The sequence below is a fragment of the Bacillus sp. JK106 genome (assembly GCF_053663355.1).
This window is the reverse complement of the sequence record NZ_JBSJQC010000002.1, coordinates 580,361-603,056: the sequence shown is the minus strand read 5'-3', so window position 1 is coordinate 603,056 and position 22,696 is coordinate 580,361. Positions and strand designations below refer to the sequence as shown.

The window sequence follows — 22,696 nt, the reverse complement described above, 5'->3', positions numbered from 1 at the left end:
TACGTTTTTCTGTAAACTGAAAGTATGACGTTAAAGGGGATGGAAATATGAAAAAATTGAATTGGCTCTTATTATTATTTGCATTCGCAGCAGTCTTCAGCATGATGCTGATCGGCGTATCAATCGCTGAGAAAAGCGCATGGGGCATCATCGGAAGCATTGTTCTCGTTATCGCCATGATGGGAAGCGGTTTCACCGTAAAGAAAAAAATGCGCGAACAGGGACTGCTTGATTAAAAGCATGACCCTTTGCAAAATTCCGTAAACATGGAAAGACAATCTTATGAAGCCTGAATCAAAGATTCAGGCTTTTTTACATCCTCAAAAACAGGCTCCAGATGTAAGGCTTATCTCCCCCGCCGCCTAGTCAGGAAGCCGGAAATGACGGCCCCCACTCTAGTTATATCAGCAGATTCCCTCAGAAAATGCAGTCTGAAATAGTCCGGCATCGTTATGCAGAAAATACCATACCTCCTATATCAATTCCATCATTGTCTTTTTATACTTGTGGCTGTAAGCAAATACACATGACAAGGAGAGAATGAAATGAAAACATCTTTTTTGAAGAAAACCGCTGTAACTGCCGCCGCAACCGCCTCAGCCGCCTTGCTTGCATTCAGTCCGCTTGATTCTGCCGGCGCAAAAACGATCCAGGCAAATGAACTGCATGCCCTGCAGGCTTCCGCAGAGAAAACACCGGAAGACGCGGCAAAACTCATTGACATCATCAGCCAATCCATTTACGAAAAAGACGGTGTCTATTATTTTGACGGTGAAAAAGCGGTTGAATTGGGATTAGATAAAGAAGCCGCACAGACCATTCAAAAGCTGTGGGACAGTTCAACCGAATTTTTAACCGTTCTTTCCCAATGTATTGAGAAAACGGACGGCGAATATACATTTAATAAAGAAAAAGCGGTGGAGCTCGGATTTACGGAAAAAGAGGCCCTTATCGTTGATCAGCTGTTCACCGCTTTTTCCCAAAGTCTTCATATCCTTCAATCTGCGCTGATTGAAGAAGACGGTGTGTATACGTTTGATCAGGACCTTGCTGAAAAAGCAGGAGCAGGAAAAAAAGAAGCAAAGCTGTGTGCCGGATTCTTTAATTCACTGCCCCAAGAATTGCTTGAAGGTATTTATACAGCCTTTCATCCGGCTGAGTAAACGGATAAAACGCCCGGTCATTCAGCCGGGCGTTTTTTTAAATCAGCATTTTAAGGATCAGCATGATAAAGAAAACAGCGCCGAACAAACAGGCTGCTTTTATCAGCAGCTTCCCGTAATACCGTTCCTTAAACCGCCTTTCTTCTTCTGCATAACAGGGGGGCGCCTTCATCTCAGGGATGCCGAGGTCAAGCGGCTCCTTCATCATAAGATATAAACTTTCGCACTTACCGCATGATTCAAGATGGCGGGAAATAAACCGCTCCGTTTCTGTTTCACAATCGCCTTCAATATATAAAGGGAGTAAATCTCTCACTAAACAGCAAGTCATATCTGTCCGTCCTTCCTTTTTTCCGCCAAGTGCTGTTTCAGCTGCATTCTCGCCCTGTACAGGGTGCTCTTCACCTTCGAAAGACTCCAGTCCAAAACATCAGCAATCTCTTCGTAAGACAGCTCTTGAAATTCCCTTAAAATTAAAACGGTCTGCTGATCGCTTTTCAGACGCTGAATCTGCCCGGTCAGCGCATTCTGAGTGTCTGTCCGGGCGACGTAATGCTCTGGCAGTTCATATGTTGTTTGCTGAAGCCCTTCATTCAGGGTGATATCTGAAAATTGATATTTTCTATCACGTCTGTACCAATTGATGAAGGTATGATGGGCAATTGCATAGAGCCACGTTCTGATAGACGAGTGGCCCTTAAACGAATCAAGCCCGTTAAATGCTTTCATAAACGTATCCTGAGCGAGGTCTTTAGCGGTCTCAGCATGTTGTGTGCGTCTGTAAAGGTAATACATAATATCTTGATAATGTTCACGATACAGCTGTTCAATTGACATCTTGTTTTTCATTTAAAAGTAAAACCACACTGTCATCCAGATTGAGAGCACAATGAAGAATCCGTACAATCCATACGTCAGGCATTTCATGTATTTAATCTGGCGGATATCGCCGGACGGCGCATTCAAGCCATGTTCATTCTGCCCTTTTCTGTTTTCCGCCTCTGCTCCGAATAAATGCTGATGTTCTTTCATCCACTGGAGCGTGCCGCCTTCAAGTTCTCCTTCTTTATAAAGGTCGTATAAATCGAAGAAGACAGCCTTTTTTTCTTTATTGTTCATAAAGGTTCACCGCCTCGTAAGTATCCGCGTTCACTACATATGCGTCATGACGGTTTGAACCGAACGGCTGAATAATGACGAGCCATGCGTTATATGTTACGCCGGCTTTCACCGCTATGACAGGCTTCACCCGCTTTTTGTAAATGATGCCGTTATATGCCCCCGCCACTCTTTTGAAGGCTGTTTCCCCGTCTCTGTATGTATGCGGGAATGTTTTGGCGCTTACCTGCCCGTAGAATGAGACCTCTTTCATGCCTTCTTCATTCCGGAGCGTAACGAATGTGCCTTCAGAGTTTTCAAAAACGAGAGTGCCTTCCGATTTGTCAATTTGTCTAAGTTTTGAAGTATCCGCGCCCAGCAGCAATGAAAAGAGCTTCTTCTGAAGTTCTGTTTTTGTTAAAACGGTGCTGTCAGGTGAGACTCTGATTTTCATAAGACGTCCGGATGCTGCATCAAATATCAGCTCCGTTCCGTTAGTCGCAGTTACGGTCAAACTGCTGCCGATCAGGCTGTTTATAGCTGTATTTGTAATTTCAAATGTCTGATCAGGCATTTGCAGCGTACGAAAGGCGGCTTTTGTTGCTTTCACTATGTCTTTTTCCTTCATATGCACCTGCGGCAGGGACTCAAGCTGATAAATAGACGGATCTTCTGAAAAACCCATAATGGTGTCTTTTTCCCAGTAAAATACTGTGCCTGAATCTTCGTGTTTCGTCCCTTGTCTTTTCGGCGCAATCTCCACGATAAACTGTCCGTCTTCTTTTTTCACTGTTGTCTGAATGCCTTGTGTTTTTATTTTTCGGCCGTGCGCCGACAAGAAATCCAGCGACTTTTTCCGGTATTCCTCTTCTGTAAAAGTGCGGCCTTCCGGTTTTTTAAGATATTGATAATTTGTAATCAATCGGGAAACCTCGTCCACTTCCGCTTCATAATCTTCCGTTTTAAAACGGTAAAAGTAATGGAGGTCCTGATTGGTCTCTGTTAAATAAATCGGATTCTCAGCCGGAAAAAATGACGTAAGGATCCGTTCCGCTTGGTCTGAAGTGATATGTTCACCCACATTATCAACAGAATCTTCAGCTATCGGCTTTGAAACCGCAAAAGCTGCATCGCCCGCATTGTATACCGGGTTCAAAAAGACAATAAAACCAGCGGCCGTTGCCGCCGCAAGAAAGCTTTTCGTCCGCTGTCTGATCCTGTCTGACCGATGAAATAAATGATGGGTCATCAGAAAACCGACCATCGTTAAATACACCGTAAATGGGAGAAGTCTGCCGTAATCTTTTGTTACACCTGCCGAGGGCGCAGCGAGCACCCACACCAACAGCCCGATGACCCCGGCATAAAACACGCCGATAAAAACGGGTCTCGGTTTCCAATACATTTTAAAGAATAAAACATTCATAGAAATCAGAAGTAGTAAAACAACCGTAATAAAACATAGCATCGAAACTATATCCTCCCCCGCCATCGCATCGGGACTGTTATTCCAGAAAGTGAAAAAACTGAAGATCAGCTGAATGACGGGCAGTGTCACCACAGTGAGATCAAAGGTATAAAATATGCCCTTTCCCCTCTGCTTCTGCGGCATGAGCATATAGTGAAACGCGGTGAGCAGCACATACCCATACATTAAGAGATGAACGATCGGAAGAAGCTCTCTTTCTTCCGATATCAAATAGTTCGCGCTAAAGCGAGTACTCTGCACCTGATGAACCAATTCAACTGTTATGCCCGCCAATAATACGGCCCTGAGCAGAATTCCTGAATAAAACCAAACTCTCTCACGGCTGATTTTCGGATGAAAAGTCAGCGCGTATAAAACAGCAAGGCAGACGGCTGACCACTGAATGATCAACACGCTTTGTCTGCTTAAAATGAAATATCTGTCGAAATGCTGAATAAAATGACTGAAAATCTCTGACATCTGAAACAATCCTTTTCGTTTATTAAGGCCTCACCTGTTTAGACAAACGGCTATAAAAAAAGTTTTACAGATCGGAACATTTTTCCTCTATCATTTTTCCCGACTTCATTTGTCATTTTTTTCAGAATAAATCGCATCATTCGACTCATGTCTGATTCAACACGTGCCTCTCGGCTTATCCCCTGACGCTGCCCGCCGGAAGCCTTTACGGGACGATTCTATCAATTCACCAGCGGAGTCTAGTTTTATATTGCAGAATGAGAGAATGCTGGTTTATTATAACAATATAAGTTTTCATTATTTTCAAAAAGGGGGATTTATTGTGGGTTTAGGTAAGAAATTGTCTGTTGCTGTCGCCGCTTCCTTTATGAGTTTAACCATCAGTCTTCCGGGTGTTCAGGCCGCTGAGAATCCTCAGCTTAAAGAAAACCTGACGAACTTTGTGCCGAAGCATTCTTTGGTGCAATCTGAATTGCCTTCAGTCAGTGACAAAGCAATCAAGCAATACTTGAAACAAAACGGCAAAGTCTTCAAAGGCAACCCTTCTGAGAGACTGAAGCTGATTGACCACACGACCGATGATCTCGGCTACAAGCACTTCCGTTATGTGCCTGTCGTTAACGGTGTGCCTGTGAAAGACTCGCAAGTCATTATTCACGTCGATAAATCCAACAATGTCTATGCGATTAACGGTGAATTAAACAACGATGCTTCTGCCAAAACGGCAAACAGCAAAAAATTATCTGCAAATCAGGCGCTGGATCATGCTTTTAAAGCAATCGGCAAATCACCTGAAGCCGTCTCTAACGGCAACGTTGCAAACAAAAACAAAGCCGAGCTGAAAGCAGCGGCCACAAAAGACGGTAAATACCGCCTCGCCTATGATGTAACCATCCGCTACATCGAACCGGAACCAGCTAACTGGGAAGTAACCGTTGATGCGGAAACAGGGAAAGTCCTGAAAAAGCAAAACAAAGTGGAGCATGCCGCTGCAACCGGAACAGGTACGACTCTTAAAGGAAAAACGGTCTCATTAAATATTTCTTCTGAAAACGGCAAATATGTAATGCGCGATCTTTCGAAGCCTACCGGAACACAAATTATTACGTACGATCTGCAAAACCGACAATATAACCTGCCGGGCACGCTCGTATCTAGCACTACAAACCAGTTCACAACTTCTTCTCAGCGCGCTGCGGTTGATGCGCATTACAATCTCGGCAAAGTGTATGATTATTTCTATCAGACGTTTAAACGCAACAGCTACGACAATAGAGGCGGCAAAATCGTATCTTCTGTTCATTACGGCAGCAAATACAATAACGCGGCCTGGATCGGCGACCAAATGATTTACGGAGACGGTGACGGTTCATTCTTCTCGCCTCTTTCCGGTTCAATGGACGTCACGGCTCATGAAATGACACACGGCGTTACACAGGAAACAGCCAACCTGAACTATGAAAATCAGCCGGGCGCTTTAAACGAATCCTTCTCTGATGTATTCGGGTACTTCACCGATACTGAGGACTGGGATATCGGTGAGGATATTACGGTCAGCCAGCCGGCTCTCCGCAGCTTATCCAATCCGACAAAATACGGACAGCCCGACCATTACAAAAATTATCAAAACCTTCCGAACACTGATGCCGGCGACTACGGCGGCGTGCATACAAACAGCGGAATTCCGAACAAAGCCGCTTACAACACGATTACAAAAATCGGCGTGAAAAAAGCGGAGCAGATTTACTATCGCGCACTGACGGTATATCTCACTCCGTCATCAAGCTTTAAAGATGCAAAAGCAGCTTTGATTCAATCAGCGCGGGACCTTTACGGCTCTCAAGACGCTGCAAGCGTAGAAGCGGCCTGGAATGCGGTCGGCTTGTAAACAAGAAAAGAGACCGGAGAAATCCGGTCTCTTTTTTATATCTGAAACATTTCACAATGGCTTCACCATGATCATATATGTCTTTTCCCGATCGTCTTTTTCAAGCTTAAGCTGTTCAAAGCCGCATTGACTTAAAAACAAAACCCATTCCTGCCTGTCCAGGGGAACGGCTGAAAACATCGCTTTATGCTCTCCTCTCAGCCGGCCCGCAATCTCTTCAATGACCGCGCGTCCGATTCCTTTCTCTTTTGCCTCCGGAGCGACGGCCACGGTTCCGAGCCACGGTTTTCCGTTTGAAAGGGCCCATTCCAAATGAAAACTGACGGCGGCAGGAGCGCCGTCAATCTCCCATACGAGCCACGTTCCATTGTACATGGAGTATGCAAGCATAAACTCCGCCGCATTTTTTGTTCCGAACTCTTCGTTTTTCCACACCGGGTGCGATGCCGCCAGCTGCTCCAGAAACCCGAGATCTTCTTCTTCAAAATCTCTACCTGTCAGCATGTAAATAGTCGTCAAAGATAATTTTATGTATTGCCGGATTGCCCGCAAGCACGCTGTGGTTGTCTAAAAACGTAAACGGTTCGCCGTCTGTGGTCGTGTAAATGCCCCCGACTTCGTTCAGCAGCACGCAGCCGGCAGCGTAATCCCACGGCGCGAGCCTCATCGTAATGTATGCGTCAATGCGGCCGGCCGCAACACTGGCCAGCTCAAGTGCCGCCGAACCGTAGGAACGCGTTCCTCTGACCCGTTTTACGAGCGGCGCCAAAATACTCGGGTCAATCCTTCTGTTTTCCGTCACCCATGTGGCATTGATTGCAATAATGGCTTCTTCAATGGAAGCTTCTTTTAAAGGAGCAAGCGGCGTATCGTTCAGATAAGCCCCTTTTCCGCTGAATGCGTGATACAGTTCGTCCTGCATCACATCATAAATTAAGCCGATTTTGCCTTTTCCGTCTTCAAAGATGCCGATGGAGATCGCGAAATGCCGCTTTTGATGGACAAAATTCATCGTCCCGTCAATCGGATCAATGATCCAGACGATTCCGTCAAGGGAGCGGAGTTTATCCCCCTGCCCTTCTTCTCCGAGAATCCGGTGTCCGGGAAAAGTTCCTTGTATACGGTCAATGAAAAAGCGCTCCGTCTCTTTATCAATATTTGTGACTAAATCATTCGGATTTGATTTTGTTTCAATCGTCAAGCTTTCCTGCATGGATTGTCTGATTCTCGTTCCGGCTTCTTTTACCCATTGTTTTGCGATATCATCAATTTCCGTCCAATTTGTCATACCGTGTACCTCTTTTCTATGTATAGCTTATTCTATAGCATACTGATAAAGGCGATGAAAAAGCAAGGAAAATGAAAAAAATGCCTTCTCACGTAAAAACGAACCATTTCCTGCGGTTCGTTTTTACTATTCTTTATCCGTTAAGCCGAATCCATTCTTTTCTGAGACGTTCCAGTTTTCTTTTGCTGAGATCGATTTGATCTTCATTCTCTTTTTGCATGGCCTCGTACAGGGTTGCCAATTCATAATCAACCTCTAGTCTCCAGACAGCTACACGGTTATTTTTTTCCTCCCTGAATCCTTCCTTCACCACTTGCCTCATTGTCTTTCGCCCCTTCCAGAGATCATTTGTTAAAAAAGCATCCCATTTTTCCAATTTATTAATGATACTTCTTATATCGTATGGAAACTTATATTCGGCTGTAACAACATTCTTAAAATTGTGTGTTTACCTATTCGTTTTTTACCACCAATCCTCTCGGCTCAAACGTTCTCAATGTTTTTGCGGCCGGCGGCGGCTGTGGTAAAATATGAATACTTACGTTAAGGAGGAAAAAGATGACTCAGATGCGTTTTACAAAAGAAGACTTCGATACATTTACAATAGAAGGTTTAGATCCGCGCATGGAGGTGTTAAAAGAACAAGTCCGTCCGAAGCTGACCTTGTTAGGAGAGCATTTCGCACCGACATTGTCAGCATTGACAGGAGATGAAATGTTCCCGCATGTCGCCAAGCACGCGAGAAGATCTGTCAACCCGCCGGCTGACAGCTGGGTTGCCTTTGCCAACAGCAAACGCGGCTATAAGAAACTCCCTCACTTTCAGATCGGTTTATGGGACACCCATATGTTTGTATGGTTTGCCATCATTTATGAATCTCCGATAAAAGAGGAATACGGCAGATTGCTGGAAGCGAAGCAGGAGGAAATCACAAAACAGATTCCCGGTCATTTTGTATGGTCGCCGGATCATACGAAGCCAGGTGCGTACAAGCAGTCCGACATGGATCAGGAGCAGCTGAAAACATTATTTGAACGCCTGCAGACAGTGAAAAAAGCAGAGCTTTTATGCGGCATTCAGCTGCAAAAAGAAGACGTGATCAACATGAACAACAATGAATTCCTGCAAACCATTGAAGATGCTTTTAGGAAGCTTTCCTTTTTATACACACTGACTCAGAAAGTCTCATAACATAAAAAGCGGGCCGATTGCCGGCTCGCTTTTGTCTACATTTTGATAATCGCTTGATCTGATTGTTTCGCCTGTTTCACAGTCCGATACGGGGAATAGGTGCTGTCAGCTTCAAATTGGCTGCAGATTTTCTTTTCTTCCGCTTTCCCGGGAACGATTTCTTTAAAGCGGCGGTACGCATTCAGAAGTCTGTCTCGGTCAGCTCCTTTTTCATAGGCGTTTTCCACCTGCTGAAAAAAAGCAATGACGTCCACGGCCTCCTCTGTCGTCCAGTCCTCATTCATCGGATATTGATATTCCAAATGTCTTCACTCCTTTATCATCATGCTCAAAATAAGCATCTTCCATAGATCATAAATTGTTCTTTACTTTCTTTCAAGTTCATAATATAATTCATTTGTTTTACGTTTAAAAAACGGGTAATAAAACTGAATGTAATACAAACTAATCCGTAGGTATTATGATAAAGGTGGGAAAACAATTGCCGCAACATGAAACACCCCTGTACAGCGGACTGAAAAAGCACGCGGACAGACAGCCTGTCCAATTCCACATTCCGGGCCATAAAAAAGGCGCGGGAATGGACCCGGAATTCAGACAATTTATCGGAGAAAACGCGTTAAGCATAGATTTAATTAATATCGAACCTCTGGATGATTTACATGCGCCAAAGGGCATCATTAAAGAAGCCCAGGATCTGGCCGCGGAAGCATTCGGCGCAGACCATACCTTCTTTTCCGTACAAGGGACGAGCGGCGCCATTATGACGATGGTCATGGCCGTATGCGGACCCGGAGATAAAATCATCATCCCGAGAAACGTTCATAAATCCATTATGTCGGCCATTGTATTTTCCGGAGCGGTGCCGATTTTTATTCACCCGGAAATTGACGATGAGCTCGGAATTTCTCACGGCATTACGCTTGAGTCCGCCGAGCGGGCTTTGACGGAACACCCTGACGCAAAAGGCCTGCTTGTCATCAATCCGACATACTTCGGTGTGGCAGCTGACTTGAGCAGCATTGTAAAGCTCGCGCATTCTTTCGATGTGCCTGTTCTTGTCGATGAAGCGCACGGCGTGCATATTCATTTTCATGATAAGCTTCCTCTGTCCGCCATGCAGGCGGGCGCTGATATGGCAGCCACAAGCGTGCACAAATTGGGAGGCTCCCTGACGCAGAGCTCCATTTTAAATGTGAGAGAAGGCCTTGTTTCCAAAGAAAGAGTACAGTCGATTTTAAGCATGCTGACGACAACGTCAACATCCTATCTGCTTCTCGCTTCACTGGATGTCGCAAGAAAACGCCTCGCTACAGAAGGCCGCGATCTTCTTGAAGAAACGATTCTGCTGGCGGATCAGACACGGGAACGCCTCAATCAAATTGAAGGCATCCGCTGTGTCGGCGAAGAAATCACTGGGTCAAAAGCTGCCTTCAGTTATGATCCGACTAAATTAATCATTTCGGTCAAAAACCTCGGCCTGACGGGTCATGACGTTGAAAAATGGCTCCGCGAATCATTTAATATCGAAGTCGAGCTGTCCGATTTGTATAATATTTTATGTATTTTCACCCCCGGAGACAGAGCAGGAGATGCCGACCGTCTTGTAAGCGCGCTTACAGACATTTCAAAGCAGGCTTCTGCAAATGACTATGCTCATCAGCAAGCGGAAGTTCTGCTTCCTGAGATTCCTCTGTTAGCGATGACGCCAAGAGACGCGTTTTACGCAAATACGGAAGTCATTCCGTTAACAGAATCCGCGGGACGGATCATTGCAGAGTTTGTCATGGTGTACCCGCCGGGAATTCCGATCTTTATTCCGGGTGAGATCATTACTGAAGAAAATATCAGCTACATTTTTAAAAACTTGGACGCCGGCCTTCCTGTGCAGGGTCCCGAAGATGCCACGCTTGAAATGATCAGAGTCATCAAAGAGCAAAAAGCCATCCAATAAACATAAAGAAGCCCGAAACGAAATCGTTTCGGGCCTTTTTTACGCTTTTTACTCTTCTTCAAGATGACACTGGCATTGTCCGCAGCATGTTCCGTATAACGTCGTGACCTTCTCATCCTCAAAGTAATGAATCGCTTCGTTACAGTCTTGGCAAACAATTGTACCCATCTGTCATTCCCCATTTCTCAGAATTTGAAAACGCTTAATTTTCACTTGTTGTTATTATATTATTATGTCACATTTAATATGTCAACTGATAAATTGTATAACACATTTATTTTTTTACGGTCTTTTTATAGCTCGAGGGTCAATCACGGTATATCCTTTATGACGCAATCCTTTTACAATGTCCGGCATGGCTTCAGCCGTCCATTTCCGGTCATGCATCAATATGTTTGCGCCGTCCCGCAGGTAAGGACTGCTCAGGGTGATATCGGTAAGCGCTTTTTTGGATTGATATTTCTGATCCCAATCATACCCGAAGGTCCAGTTCATTTTCACCATTCCTTCTTTTTTTATAAGTCTGTCACTGTAGTCCGTATTGCTTCCGAAAGGCGCCCTGAAAAATGCGGGTTTCTCTCCTATTACCTTTTCAACCGCTTTATTGACGCCAATGATTTCTTCCCGTTGTTTTTGTTCGGAAAGATCTTTTAAGTTTTGATGAGTCATTGTATGATTTCCGATCATAAAGCCTAACTCATGAATATGCTTAAGCGCTTTCTTATTTTCATCTTTTTTCAAAAAATGTCCGTTTACAAAAAAGATCGCTGACGCATTGAGATCATGCAGTTTGTCCGCAATCTCAGCGGCATGCTGATCAGGCGCGTCATCGATCGTTACCAATGCGATCGGTTTTTTTTCTTTCTGTTCATCCATTTTTTCCACAGAAAAGGTTTTCGGATTGATATAGTAACGGGGCTCCGCCTTCTGTTTTTTCTCTTTTGTATGATGGTTTTCCCGTTTGGCATGATTGGCCGCGGCTTGAGAATAGGGTTTGTTTGTTTGCATCTTTTCATTTGATTGGCAGCCGGCGAGTAAGCACATACATATGACGGCTGCAGCGGCTTTATACATGACAATCCCTCCTGATATGGTTTTGCCCCCAGTATAACGAAAAAACAGCGCTCTCACGAAAAACAATGTGCCTTTTTTACACATCGGCTGTACAAGTTGTCACACGTATTATTTCTTCATTAAAAACGGTTTCAATTATATAACAATTCAGTAACAAGCCTTAGGTTTTTCACCTCTCGTGATACACTTAATATAGTCCTTATAAATGGATGAACCAATATATTATATAAAACAGAGGAGTAAGATAGATGCGCTACCGTACGGTGATTCCCTTTTTTTTGATGCTGTTCGTTCTGTCAAGCTGTTCGGTTTCTACTGTCATTCCATTCAAAAATAACCGGATCGACAGCATTCATCACACTCAAATCTTGTTTTTTTCCGATGAAAATCATATAGATAAAGAAGTTCCTTATTACGATGCGATTCTTGATTTAGAAAAGAAATATCCCCATCATGTCGATCAAATGAAGGTTTATGACAACAGAAAGGGATGGGAAGAGGAAATCAACACGTTCCCTGCGCTGATGGTGATCAATCATCGGCATGTGGTCATGAAGATTGAGGGATCCGTAAAGAAAAAAGAGGATATCATCAAACCTATGCAGCATGTGCTTGCACAATAAAAACAGCCCCCGCTTTTACAAACGGGGGCTGTTTCTTTGTTACATCATTATTTTACGATGTGGATCGGGCTTCCGATTGCTACTTCGGCAGCTTCCATAGTGATTTCGCCCAATGTCGGATGAGCGTGAATTGTCATCGCGATATCTTCAGCAGTCATTCCGCCTTCGATCGCCAGGCTCAATTCAGAAATCATGTCAGAAGCGCTTGCGCCGGCAATTTGCGCACCGATTACAAGACCGTCTTCTTTACGGGTGATCAGCTTCATGAAGCCGTCAGTTTCGTTAAGAGACAGCGCACGTCCGTTTGCTGCAAACGGGAACTTAGCTGCAACGACTTCAATGCCTTCTTCTTTCGCCTGTGCTTCAGTGTAACCGACAGAAGCCAGTTCAGGCTCAGAGAATACAACCGCCGGAATACCGAGGTAATCGATTTCAGCCGGCTCTCCTGAAATAGCTTCCGCAGCGATTTTACCTTCGTAAGACGCTTTGTGAGCCAATGGAGGTCCGTCAATGATGTCACCGATTGCGTAAATGTTCGGTACGTTCGTGCGGCACTGCTTGTCTGTTTTAATGACACCGCGGTCAGTCATTTCGATACCGACTTGCTCAAGGCCGAGCTCATCAGTGTTCGGACGGCGTCCGACAGTGATTAATACGTAATCAGCATCAACCGTCTTTTCTTCGCCTTTTACTTCGAATGTAACTGTTACGCCGTCAGGTCTTTCCTCAACGCCTTTAGCCATGGCGCTTGTATGGATTTCAACGTTGCCTTTTTTCTTCAGTCTGCGGGTAACAAGGGAACTCATTTGTTTTTCGAAGCCAGGAAGAATTTCATCTCCGCCTTCTAAAATAACCAATTCAGTTCCGAAGTTCGCATACGCTGTTCCAAGCTCAGTACCGATATATCCGCCGCCGATAACAACGAGCTTTTTCGGAATTTCTTTAAGCGCAAGTGCGCCTGTAGAGTTCAGAACGCGTTCGCTATATTTGAAGTTTGGCAATTCGATAGGGCGAGAACCAGTAGCAATGATTGCGTTTTTAAATGTGTATGTTTGCGCAGAGTTCTCATCCATTACGCGGACAGAGTTGCTGTCTACGAAATAAGCTTCCCCTTTTACAACGTCCACTTTATTTCCTTTTAAAAGACCTGCAACACCGCCGGTAAGCTTATTTACAACAGAAGCTTTCCATTCTTGGACTTTTGTAAAGTCAACCGTTACGTTCTCAGCAGTGATTCCCATGTCATCTGAATGTTTTGCATTCTCGTAACGATGGCCTGCATTGATGAGCGCTTTTGAAGGAATACAGCCGACGTTCAGACAAACGCCTCCAAGCGTTGCTTTTTCAACGACTGTTACTTTTTGTCCAAGCTGAGCAGCGCGGATGGCAGCTACATAGCCGCCTGGTCCCGCACCAATCACAAGAGTATCTGTTTCAATAGGGAAATCTCCTACTACCATAACATTACGCCTCCATTAAAATAAGTTGTGGATCGTTCAGTAAACGCTTGATGTGGTTTAACGCATTTTGTGCAGTTGCTCCGTCAATCATACGGTGGTCAAAGCTGAGAGAAAGAGCTAAGACAGGAGCAGCTACAATTTCACCGTCACGGACGATCGCTTTTTCAGCAATACGGCCGATACCGAGAATCGCAACCTCTGGGTGGTTGATAACCGGTGTGAACCATTGGCCTCCGGCAGAACCGATATTTGTGATCGTGCAAGAAGCGCCTTTCATTTCCGCAGGTGCAAGCTTGCCTTCACGCGCTTTTGTAGCAAGGCTGTTGATTTCATCAGAGATTTCGAAAACGGCTTTACGGTCGGCATTTTTCACTACCGGCACAAGCAGGCCTTTTTCGGTATCCGCTGCAATTCCGATGTTGAAGTAATGTTTTTGGATCACTTCATCTGTTTTATCATCAATCGATGTGTTTAAAACAGGGAATTTTTTCAAAGCGGATGTTAATGCTTTGACGACGTAAGGCAGATAAGTCAGCTTGATGCCTTGATCAGCAGCAACTTGTTTGAACTGTTTGCGGTGAGCAACAAGATTTGTTACGTCAACTTCATCCATAAGAGTTACGTGCGGTGCAGTATGCTTAGAGTTCACCATTGCTTTCGCGATCGCTTTACGGATACCGCTCATTTTTTCGCGTGTTTCAGGGAATTCGCCTTCAGGAGCCTGAGCCGCTGCAGGTTTAACTGTTTCCTGAGGTGCAGCTGTTTCTTGCGGTGCCGCTTCTTGAGCCGCTCCTCCATTTGCAAAGCTGTCGATATCTTCTTTTACAACACGTCCGTTATTGCCTGAACCTGTTACTTTACGGATATCCACGCCTTTTTCACGGGCATATTTGCGTACGGAAGGCATCGCGATCACGCGTTTGTTCGGATCAGCTTCCGCTTGGTCCTGCTGTCCTGCGCCGGTTTCTTTTGCAGGCTCTTTAGGAGTCTCTTCTTTAGAGATATCCTGCCCTGCTTCAGCAGACGACTGAACTTGAGCCTCAGTTTTCGCCTCTCCTGAATCATGGCTTCCTTTGAATTGAAGATCTTCGTAACCAGGTGCGTCAAACGTAATAATCGTTTGTCCAACAGTTGCAACTGTTCCCTCTTCAACTTTTAATTCTAATACTTTTCCTTTAACAGGTGAAGGAATTTCTACCACTGCTTTATCATTTTGCACTTCAGCCAGAACATCGTCTTCTTCTACCTCGTCGTTCGGCTTAACAAACCATTTTACGATTTCGCCTTCGTGGATACCTTCCCCGATATCCGGAAGTTTAAATTCAAATGCCACAGTTTTCGACCTCCTAGTTGATTAAGCAAATTTTAGTTATGCATACGCAAGCATTGAACCTAGTAAACAGACTCCTTCATCATAAGAGAAAAGGACTCTCTTTACCGTCTTTTATGATGCCTGATTAAAATTCAAGAACTTTTTTCGCAGTTTCAAGAACGTCTTTATGGTTTGGAAGCCATACGCTCTCAGCAAGCGAGAAAGGAAATACTGTATCAGGCGCCGCAACACGCAGAACCGGAGCTTCCAGGCTCAGAATCGCGCGGTCATTGATTTCAGCTACAACGTTGGCAGCGATGCCGGCTTGTTTTTGAGCTTCCTGCACGACAATTGCGCGGCCTGTTTTTTCAACAGAAGCAATAATCGTATCAATATCAAGCGGGCTTACAGTGCGAAGGTCGATAACTTCAGCAGAAACGCCTTCTTTTTCAAGCTCTTCAGCAGCCTTAAGCGACTCATGAACCATCGCGCCGTATGTGATGATAGAAAGGTCAGTACCTTCGCGTTTCACATCAGCTTTGCCAAGCTCGATTGTGTATTCCTCTTCAGGAACTTCCTGACGGAAAGAACGGTAAAGTTTCATATGCTCTAAGAAAACAACCGGATCATTGTCTCTGATAGAGGCAATCAGCAGTCCTTTTGCATCGTAAGGAGTGGAAGGGATAACAACTTTAATACCCGGCTGCTGAGCGATAAGGCCTTCCAAACTGTCAGCGTGAAGTTCAGGTGTATGAACCCCGCCGCCGAATGGAGAACGGATTGTCACCGGAGAAGTCCAGCGTCCGCCGGAACGGTAGCGGAGACGAGCCATTTGTCCTGAGATTGAATCCATTACTTCATATACGAATCCGAAGAATTGGATTTCCATAACAGGACGGTAATCTTGCAGGCCTAAACCGAGAGCGAGACCGCCGATACCGGATTCAGCAAGCGGCGTGTCAAATACGCGGTCCTCACCGAATTCTTTTTGAAGGCCTTCAGTTGCACGGAATACGCCTCCGGCAACGCCTACATCTTCCCCGAAAAGCAGAACGTTTTCATTGTTTTTCAGTTCTGTGCGTAACGCATCAGTGATCGCTTGAATCATTGTCATTTGCGCCATGGCTTACTTCGACTCCTTCGCTTTGTAAATTTCAAGTTGTTCTTTCAAGTTGAACGTCGGCTCTTCAAACATATTCTCAATCAGCTCTGTTACTTTCGGTTTTGATTCGCCGTCAGCCTTTTTGATAGCTTGTTTGATTTCTTCTTTGGCCTGTTCAATCACTTTGTTCTCTTCTTCTTCAGACCATAGTCCTTTGTTTTCCAAGAACTTGCGGAAACGTACGAGCGGGTCTTTTTGCTCCCATTCATTTTCTATTTCTTTCGTACGGTATTTAGTCGGATCGTCACCGGACATTGTATGAGGTCCGTAACGGAATGTAAGAGTTTCAATCAGAGTCGGACCTTCACCGTTAATTGCGCGCTGGCGTGCTTCTGCGGTTGCAGCGTAAACGGCTAGTGCGTCCATTCCGTCTACTTGAACACCTGTAATACCGACAGCAACTGCTTTTTGGGCAATTGTCTGCGCGGATGATTGCTTTTCTACAGGAGTTGAAATCGCATAGCGGTTATTCTGAACAACGAAGATCGCTGGCGCTTTAAATGCTCCGGCAAAGTTCATTCCTTCATAGAAGTCACCTTGAGAAGCTCCGCCGTCACCAGTGTAAGTAATAGCAACCGCTTTTTTACCGCGCTTTTTAAGACCTAAAGCTACACCTGCGGTTTGAATAATTTGAGCACCGATAATAATTTGAGGTGATAAAGCATTTACTCCCTCAGGCATCTGATTACCTTTAAAATGGCCTCTTGAGAAAAGGAATGCCTGATGTAAAGGAAGCCCGTGCCAAATCAGCTGAGGAACGTCACGATAACCCGGAAGGATAAAGTCGTCCTGTTCAAGCGCGAAGTGTGATGCAATTTGAGAAGCTTCCTGGCCCGCTGTCGGTGCATAGAAACCTAAACGTCCTTGACGGGAAAGAGAAATTGAACGCTGGTCTAAAATGCGGATATACACCATTCTTCTCATTAATTCTTTTAACTGATCATCTGAAAGATCAGGCATTGCGTCTTTATTTACGACTTCTCCTTCAGCATTTAAAATTTGGAACGTTTCAAACTGCTTATTAATAGCATCAAATTGTTTTTTGCTATCAACAATTGAAGTTTTTGTCTTTGCAGCCATTTTTTAAACCACCTCTTCTTTTGATTTAACAGGGTTAGGATACCGTTTAGCCATCCGTATTAAAAACAGTCTTATCATGCTCTGCAATTCTAAAAATAATCATTCAGAAATTCACATAGCGCTTAAGCAAAGATAATGACGTTTAAACTGTACTAATAAAAAAAGATTTTTTATTAGTACAATATGATCAACAACCATAGTTTACAGTAATTAAACAAAGCCGTCAATTATTTATAACCTTATTTTGAAACCGCTTATAAAACTTAAGATCATACTGCGCCAAACTGTACTATAAAAGACTTTAAACTGTATTATAAAAAGGCTCTACTGTACTATAATTAAAAAAAATTACAAAGAGTAAATTAAGTTATTTAACTTCGAGGGCGGGCTTTGAGAAGATGCCGCGGGATAAAAACGGGCAGTTAGCAATCGTCCCGCCTGCCGGACAGACGGGACGATGCTTTTGTCTAATTATTCAATACCCGCCCACACGATATTCAGCGGCGTCAGCACGGCATGAGGATGAAACTCGGAAATCGGAGTGAAAAATACATACGTAAAATCTTCGGCTGGATCAGAAAACATGCCGCACCAACCCATTCCAAGATGTGAGAAGGTGCCTTCTGTCATGAAATAATGGTCACCGGCCGGCCACAAATTAATGCCTAAACCAAAGCCGCCTTCCTCTCTGGGCGCTCCGAAGAAGTAAAAAGGAAGACCGGGCTTTATTTGATTTCTCAGCATGGCCTCGACTGTTTTTCTTCCAAGCAGCTTCTTATCTTTCAATCTGCCTTTATTTCTAAACATTTCAGCTAACTTCCAAATATCTTCCAGCGAAGAGTACAGACCGCTTGTCGCTTTATTCGGAAAATACGGGTGATGACTTTTTTCCAGCTGTACGCACTCGTGTTCATTGATCACACAAACTTCTTCTTTTAACGCATCAGGCACATAAAAAAACGTTCTTTCTAATCCGAGCGCTTCAATAATATGCTTTGTCACATACTGTTCGTAGGATACGCCTGTTACTTTTGAAATAATGATGCCAAGTATAACAAAGCCGGTTCTGGAATAGTTCCATGCTTCATCCACTCCGTACTCTAAAGGCGTACTGATCAGATAGTTTATCCATTCTTCCTCATTCGTTAAGTCAATCGCTTCAGCCTTTTGAATATCCAGCTCAAAACTTAATCCCGCCGTATGAGTCAAAAGGTGTAAAATTTTAATGTCTCCGAAACCCGGTTTATCAAACGCAGGCAAAATGAGCTTGACCGGCATTTTCAGATCGAGCAGACCTTTTTCGACGAGCTGCATGACGGCTACAGCGGTAAACACTTTTGTCAAAGAACCGATTTCTCTGATTGTATCAAGCTGAAATGTTTGCTTTTCTTTTTGTCCGCCGGTAAATTCCCCTAACGACTCAGCTGCAAAAACCTCGCCTCCTCTTGACATCATATAACTCGCACATTGCAGATCTCCATTGTCTATCATCGTCTGATAATGGCTGTTAAGAGCGTTAATTTGTTTCATATCAAATGCCGGATTGCTTATTGTTTGTTTCATTGTTTTCTCCCCCTGTACTGTATGTATCGTTTTCATCCCTTACTTACTGATTTCTTGATGAATTCTGACACCGCTTTATTAAATTCTTCCGGGTGTGTGATGTTCGGAAGATGCCCCGCTCCCTTAATTTTCTTTAATTCTGCATTGCTCAGCAGTTTCTTCAGCCTTTTTGTTTCTTTCTGATCAACTACGCTTTCCTTCTCACCCGTAAGGATAAGCGTTCTTGTATGAATGTCTTTTAAAAAGCAGATCGTAGAATAGCCTTCTTGTTGATGTATCTTCATAAAACGTTCAATAGAAGCATTTAAGAATTGATTCCTGTATAAACTTTCATATTCATGCGATTTTCCTATAGCTATAAAATCATTTTTCAGTTTTTCCTCAACACTGCTTTCAGGGTCTTCTTCGTATTCGGTGTAACTTCCGGAAAGAATGAGTGTTTTTACTTTTTCAGGGTATTCATAGGCTATCCTCTGCCCTATCATGCCTCCCCAAGAAGCTGCCGCAATGTGGATCGGCCAAGCAACCCCTATCTCGTTCAGCACTTCGATAAAAGTCTGAGCCAGCCCGCTCAATGTAAAATCGGCGCTCCCCTCACTCAGCCCGTAACCCGGTGTGTGGATGACAATTACATTAAATTGGTCTGCCCACTCCTTCATTTGTTCTTTCCACATGTAAGCAGTGGTAGCAAAACCGCAAATCAGTAAAATTGTTTCACCCTTACCGCTCATCAATATTTCCATATGCCGGGCATTTTCTGTGTTTGCCAGAAAATGAACCGTTTCCGTTTCTTCTGTCTGGTAAAAAGCGATGAGTTTTTTTGCGGCATCGCTTTGATCGTGCTGAAGGGCTCCTTTCTTCAGTCTGCTCCAATAATGCAAATAATCGTCGAGATGACGATTGGAAGCTGTGCCGAGTATTCGGAATGGACTTTCAGCTTCTTCCGTAACGATTGACGAAGCATCAAAATCGGCTGCAATCGCTGAATCTCTTACTAGAGGCGGTGCTGAACGGGCGGATAACGGATTGAAATCATTTTGTATTTTTTCTTTTTCTCCGTATAACACGATCAGCTGGTGGCCTTGGCCGAGAAGCGAGTGTTCAAAAGCTTTGATTCCGGCATTATTTTCTAATGGGTGAAGTCCGTACTCCGTTTTCATAATGTCTTGAATGCCGGGATCAACTGACATGCCTCCGTCCTTCCAGAAAGGCCAATTTACAGCGATGGTTTTTCCTGATCTCCCCCCTTCCTTTCTCATACATTCCCTCCACTCGGCAAAATGCTCCAGAAAACGATTGGCGTAGGCATAATCGGCTTGACCCAGACTTCCGATTTCTGATGAGATGGAAGAAAACAAAACAAAAAAGTCTAAAGGCATATTTCTGAGCGCTTCATCCAAATGAATCACACCATTGACCTTTGATTGCAGCACCGCCTGAGCTTCTGCGTCTGTTTTATTCATAATGAAAGAGTCTTTCAACACGCCTGCACTGTAAATGACCCCGTTGATTTCGGAATAATCAGCATGAATTTTTTCCGCTAAATTGATGACCTGCTGTTTATCTGACATGTCAGCCTGGATGTAAGAAATGCTTGCCCCGTCATATCGGATGCTGTCTAATTTTTCTTCCATTTCTGCTGTCATTTTCGATCGTCCGGCAATGATAACGCTGGCTCCGTGATTTGCATAAATAAACGCTGAAATAATCCAGCCGATGCCGCTTAACCCTCCGATGATGAGATACACTCCGTTTTTTACAAACTTTGCGGCCTTTTGCCCTGATTGCAGCGAAGCATCTTTGTATGCTGTCACCCGCCTTTTTTGATCGCCGTCATATTTCACAGCCTCATGATGTCCGGCGCTTAATTCATTGAGAAGCAAAGGTGCTTTTTCAATGGTCTGTCTTGAAGAAATCTCAACCGTTTTACACTTTATATTCGGCTGCTCCGCATTCAGCGTTTTAAAAAAGCCTCCAATCGCGGAGTAAACCGGATTTGTATATTGATCCTTGTCATGTACGTACAAAATGTTGATGTTATCTTTTATTTTTTGACGGATCAACGCTTTGCTTAAATAAAGGATTGAATAAAAGCTGTGAGTCAAATCTAACGCTGCCTCAGTATAAGCTTTTTTTGACAGGTAATGAATGATTGACGCCGGAAACGCTCCGGACTTTTTCATATCATCTAACAGTCTGGTGTAATGAGCAGACTGCTCCGGATTAAATTTATAATGCTTTTCATTTACCATTTCATATTCAGCGGCGGCTTCCGCATAAATAACATTTTCACTGCCGATGTACTTTCGGATTTCATCACTCAATGAACTGTCAAAATCGAAAATCAATGTATTTTCCTTAGGCACTTCTCCGGACTTTAATGGCGATTCAATCCATTCTTTTTGTAAATACAAAGATTCAAGCATCGGCTTTTCAGACGGCTCTTTCGTTTGCGTTTTTTCTTTAACAGCTGCGGCCGGCGTATTACGCACATCATATTTTTCTTCTAAATAAGCCGCTAAATCATGAATATTGTTATAATCAAAAAGCAATGTCGGATACAATTGTGTATCCAATCTTTCCTCGAGCATTTTCGATATATGCAGCAGCTGTTTTGAGTCAAGACCCAGTTCGTAAAAAGATTGATGTTTGTCCGCTTTATTTGGCGGCGTGTTTGTAACATCTCCAATAATGGATGACAGCTCATCTGTTAATGTTTTTTGACTGTCTTGGTGCTGAACTGTATCAGAGATAGAGTCTGTAACGCGAGCTCCGTATTTCTCCTGCAGATATTCCGTCAATTCACCGATTGTGGAGTAATCAAATAATAAAGTCGGGTACAGCTTTGAACCTAACATCAGTTCTAATTTTTTGGATAAGTCTAATAACTGTTTAGAATCCAAGCCCATCTCGTAAAAGGAAATATCATTCTTCACCGTTTCAGCAGGCTTTTCAATCATGCCGGCTATCTCTTGGATCAAATTATTTCTGATCATTTCTTTATTGTTCGTTACGCTGCCGACCTCTTTAGCTTTATGGGAATGCTCCAGCCTTTGTATTGATTTTTCATTTCTGACTCTTTTCACACCGAATCGTTCATAATAAAAAGCAAGCTCTCCATCAGGCCTGTATACTTCTATGTCCGCATATAAAATGTCTTTAGAAGGCGGCTGCGTTATACTGTTTTTATTAATATACACAAAACAAGATCCGGTTGTTTTATGCAGTGCCCGGAATGTCTCAATATATATAGGGATAAACGCATTTGTTCCTTCATCCGGCAAGTCTGATGTAAGGATTCCCAACAGGCTGAGAGACCCATCCAAAAATGCGGGATGCATGTAAAAGTCATTTGTATATTCTTTTGAAAGTCCGCTTAAACTGACCTCTCCCAGAATATAATTTTCACCTTCATATACCGTACCTTCCAATTTCATAAAATCTTTATGAATCAGGCCGCCCCTGCGCAAATTACGATAGGCGGCTTCAGCCTCCGAAGTCCGGACGGCCCCTTTCTTTAATGCTTCGATTGAAATTGTCTTTTCGTTTATCGCATTTTTTCTTATGATTTCCGCCTGCAAGTTGACTGACGCTTCACCTTCCGCCTTTTCAGCGACCCATTTCCTGCTTGTTGTTTCAACAAGCCAGCCGTTTTCTTGTTCCGTAAACTGGAAGGTGACTTTTTTATCAAAATGGACTGACGTGGCAACAGGTTCACGGAATAAAACATGTTTGATTTCAAAACTTCGGGGTGATATCCCTTTATCAGCTAAAAATCGTGTTATTAAATCCAGATACGTTACGCCGGGTATCGTACGCACTTGATGAAGGACATGGTCTGAAACAATATAATCGTCATGTTTGACTAATACGCTGAACCTCATGCAACTCG

Annotated in this window: 22 protein-coding genes; 6 read left to right on the top strand and 16 right to left on the bottom strand. The window is 43.8% G+C overall.

Annotated features, from left to right (window positions below):
* Positions 1-47: 47 nt before the first annotated feature.
* Together ACWJJS_RS08490 and ACWJJS_RS08485 are read left to right on the top strand one after the other, a co-directional pair.
* On the top strand, positions 48-236 hold the full coding sequence (locus ACWJJS_RS08490) for a YlaF family protein (RefSeq protein WP_003154504.1): 189 nt from the start codon (positions 48-50) through the stop codon (positions 234-236).
* Between the two features lie 309 nt (positions 237-545).
* On the top strand, positions 546-1,163 hold the full coding sequence (locus ACWJJS_RS08485; protein WP_454023486.1) for a hypothetical protein: 618 nt from the start codon (positions 546-548) through the stop codon (positions 1,161-1,163).
* 37 nt (positions 1,164-1,200) lie between these two features.
* Here the strand turns inward: ACWJJS_RS08485 and ACWJJS_RS08480 are convergent, their stop codons facing one another.
* From ACWJJS_RS08480 to ACWJJS_RS08465, 4 genes are read right to left on the bottom strand one after another with little or no spacing between them, the layout of a single operon-like run.
* The gene (locus tag ACWJJS_RS08480) at positions 1,201-1,494 is read right to left on the bottom strand and encodes an anti-sigma factor family protein (protein WP_454023485.1); all 294 of its coding nucleotides are present in this window, start codon (positions 1,492-1,494) and stop codon (positions 1,201-1,203) included.
* Positions 1,491-2,012 carry a sigma-70 family RNA polymerase sigma factor gene (locus tag ACWJJS_RS08475; protein ID WP_166706310.1) on the bottom strand — a complete coding sequence of 174 codons (522 nt, stop codon included), beginning with the start codon at positions 2,010-2,012 and terminating at the stop codon, positions 1,491-1,493. The genes ACWJJS_RS08480 and ACWJJS_RS08475 overlap by 4 nt, the downstream gene beginning before the upstream one ends.
* Positions 2,013-2,282 carry a hypothetical protein gene (locus ACWJJS_RS08470; protein ID WP_454023484.1) on the bottom strand — a complete coding sequence of 90 codons (270 nt, stop codon included), beginning with the start codon at positions 2,280-2,282 and terminating at the stop codon, positions 2,013-2,015. It abuts the gene before it with no gap.
* Complete coding sequence (locus tag ACWJJS_RS08465; RefSeq protein ID WP_454023483.1) at positions 2,272-4,209, bottom strand: hypothetical protein; 1,938 nt, start codon at positions 4,207-4,209, stop codon at positions 2,272-2,274. Before ACWJJS_RS08465 ends, ACWJJS_RS08470 begins: the two co-directional genes overlap by 11 nt.
* A gap of 322 nt (positions 4,210-4,531) precedes the next feature.
* Here ACWJJS_RS08465 and ACWJJS_RS08460 point away from each other — a divergent pair, with 322 nt between their 5' ends.
* Positions 4,532-6,097: a M4 family metallopeptidase gene (locus ACWJJS_RS08460; RefSeq protein ID WP_069473399.1), complete on the top strand. Its 1,566-nt coding sequence runs from the start codon at positions 4,532-4,534 to the stop codon at positions 6,095-6,097.
* A 51-nt stretch (positions 6,098-6,148) separates the two neighbouring features.
* Here ACWJJS_RS08460 and ACWJJS_RS08455 read toward each other — a convergent pair whose 3' ends face one another.
* The 3 genes from ACWJJS_RS08455 to ACWJJS_RS08445 all read right to left on the bottom strand — a co-directional run bounded on the left by ACWJJS_RS08455 (position 6,149) and on the right by ACWJJS_RS08445 (position 7,707).
* The gene (locus tag ACWJJS_RS08455; protein ID WP_454023482.1) at positions 6,149-6,601 is read right to left on the bottom strand and encodes a GNAT family N-acetyltransferase; all 453 of its coding nucleotides are present in this window, start codon (positions 6,599-6,601) and stop codon (positions 6,149-6,151) included.
* Positions 6,588-7,385: an inositol-1-monophosphatase gene (suhB, locus tag ACWJJS_RS08450; RefSeq protein ID WP_007409670.1), complete on the bottom strand. Its 798-nt coding sequence runs from the start codon at positions 7,383-7,385 to the stop codon at positions 6,588-6,590. The genes ACWJJS_RS08455 and suhB overlap by 14 nt, the downstream gene beginning before the upstream one ends.
* Positions 7,386-7,518: 133 nt before the next feature.
* Positions 7,519-7,707, bottom strand: coding sequence for a hypothetical protein (locus tag ACWJJS_RS08445; protein ID WP_003154513.1), 189 nt, complete (start codon positions 7,705-7,707; stop codon positions 7,519-7,521).
* Between the two features lie 236 nt (positions 7,708-7,943).
* Here ACWJJS_RS08445 and ACWJJS_RS08440 point away from each other — a divergent pair, with 236 nt between their 5' ends.
* Positions 7,944-8,576 carry a DUF1054 domain-containing protein gene (locus ACWJJS_RS08440; protein WP_014470447.1) on the top strand — a complete coding sequence of 211 codons (633 nt, stop codon included), beginning with the start codon at positions 7,944-7,946 and terminating at the stop codon, positions 8,574-8,576.
* Positions 8,577-8,611: 35 nt separating this feature from the next.
* Here the strand turns inward: ACWJJS_RS08440 and ACWJJS_RS08435 are convergent, their stop codons facing one another.
* Positions 8,612-8,878, bottom strand: a complete 267-nt coding sequence (locus ACWJJS_RS08435; RefSeq protein WP_007409667.1) for a UPF0223 family protein — start codon at positions 8,876-8,878, stop codon at positions 8,612-8,614.
* Between the two features lie 179 nt (positions 8,879-9,057).
* Between ACWJJS_RS08435 and ACWJJS_RS08430 the strand changes: the two genes are divergently transcribed.
* Positions 9,058-10,530: an aminotransferase class I/II-fold pyridoxal phosphate-dependent enzyme gene (locus ACWJJS_RS08430; RefSeq protein ID WP_077722165.1), complete on the top strand. Its 1,473-nt coding sequence runs from the start codon at positions 9,058-9,060 to the stop codon at positions 10,528-10,530.
* A gap of 48 nt (positions 10,531-10,578) precedes the next feature.
* Here ACWJJS_RS08430 and ACWJJS_RS08425 read toward each other — a convergent pair whose 3' ends face one another.
* Positions 10,579-10,698 (bottom strand): GapA-binding peptide SR1P, encoded by a 120-nt coding sequence (locus ACWJJS_RS08425; protein ID WP_003154518.1) that lies wholly within the window; start codon positions 10,696-10,698, stop codon positions 10,579-10,581.
* A 114-nt stretch (positions 10,699-10,812) separates the two neighbouring features.
* Positions 10,813-11,604, bottom strand: coding sequence for a polysaccharide deacetylase family protein (locus ACWJJS_RS08420; RefSeq protein WP_071391881.1), 792 nt, complete (start codon positions 11,602-11,604; stop codon positions 10,813-10,815).
* 248 nt (positions 11,605-11,852) lie between these two features.
* Between ACWJJS_RS08420 and ACWJJS_RS08415 the strand changes: the two genes are divergently transcribed.
* Positions 11,853-12,227, top strand: a complete 375-nt coding sequence (locus ACWJJS_RS08415) for a hypothetical protein (protein ID WP_014304946.1) — start codon at positions 11,853-11,855, stop codon at positions 12,225-12,227.
* A 47-nt stretch (positions 12,228-12,274) separates the two neighbouring features.
* Here ACWJJS_RS08415 and lpdA read toward each other — a convergent pair whose 3' ends face one another.
* The 6 genes from lpdA to ACWJJS_RS08385 form a co-directional block, all read right to left on the bottom strand.
* On the bottom strand, positions 12,275-13,687 hold the full coding sequence (gene lpdA, locus ACWJJS_RS08410; RefSeq protein ID WP_033574600.1) for a dihydrolipoyl dehydrogenase: 1,413 nt from the start codon (positions 13,685-13,687) through the stop codon (positions 12,275-12,277).
* A 4-nt stretch (positions 13,688-13,691) separates the two neighbouring features.
* Entirely contained in the window at positions 13,692-15,020 is a 1,329-nt protein-coding gene (gene pdhC / locus ACWJJS_RS08405; protein ID WP_317461439.1) for a pyruvate dehydrogenase complex dihydrolipoyllysine-residue acetyltransferase, read from the bottom strand.
* Between the two features lie 124 nt (positions 15,021-15,144).
* The gene (gene pdhB / locus ACWJJS_RS08400; RefSeq protein WP_003154528.1) at positions 15,145-16,122 is read right to left on the bottom strand and encodes a pyruvate dehydrogenase complex E1 component subunit beta; all 978 of its coding nucleotides are present in this window, start codon (positions 16,120-16,122) and stop codon (positions 15,145-15,147) included.
* A 3-nt stretch (positions 16,123-16,125) separates the two neighbouring features.
* Positions 16,126-17,241, bottom strand: a complete 1,116-nt coding sequence (gene pdhA, locus ACWJJS_RS08395; RefSeq protein WP_003154530.1) for a pyruvate dehydrogenase (acetyl-transferring) E1 component subunit alpha — start codon at positions 17,239-17,241, stop codon at positions 16,126-16,128.
* Between the two features lie 471 nt (positions 17,242-17,712).
* Positions 17,713-18,804: a serine hydrolase domain-containing protein gene (locus ACWJJS_RS08390; protein WP_176283306.1), complete on the bottom strand. Its 1,092-nt coding sequence runs from the start codon at positions 18,802-18,804 to the stop codon at positions 17,713-17,715.
* A 32-nt stretch (positions 18,805-18,836) separates the two neighbouring features.
* Positions 18,837-22,688, bottom strand: a complete 3,852-nt coding sequence (locus ACWJJS_RS08385; RefSeq protein WP_454022299.1) for an alpha/beta fold hydrolase — start codon at positions 22,686-22,688, stop codon at positions 18,837-18,839.
* Between the last annotated feature and the right edge of the window lie 8 nt (positions 22,689-22,696).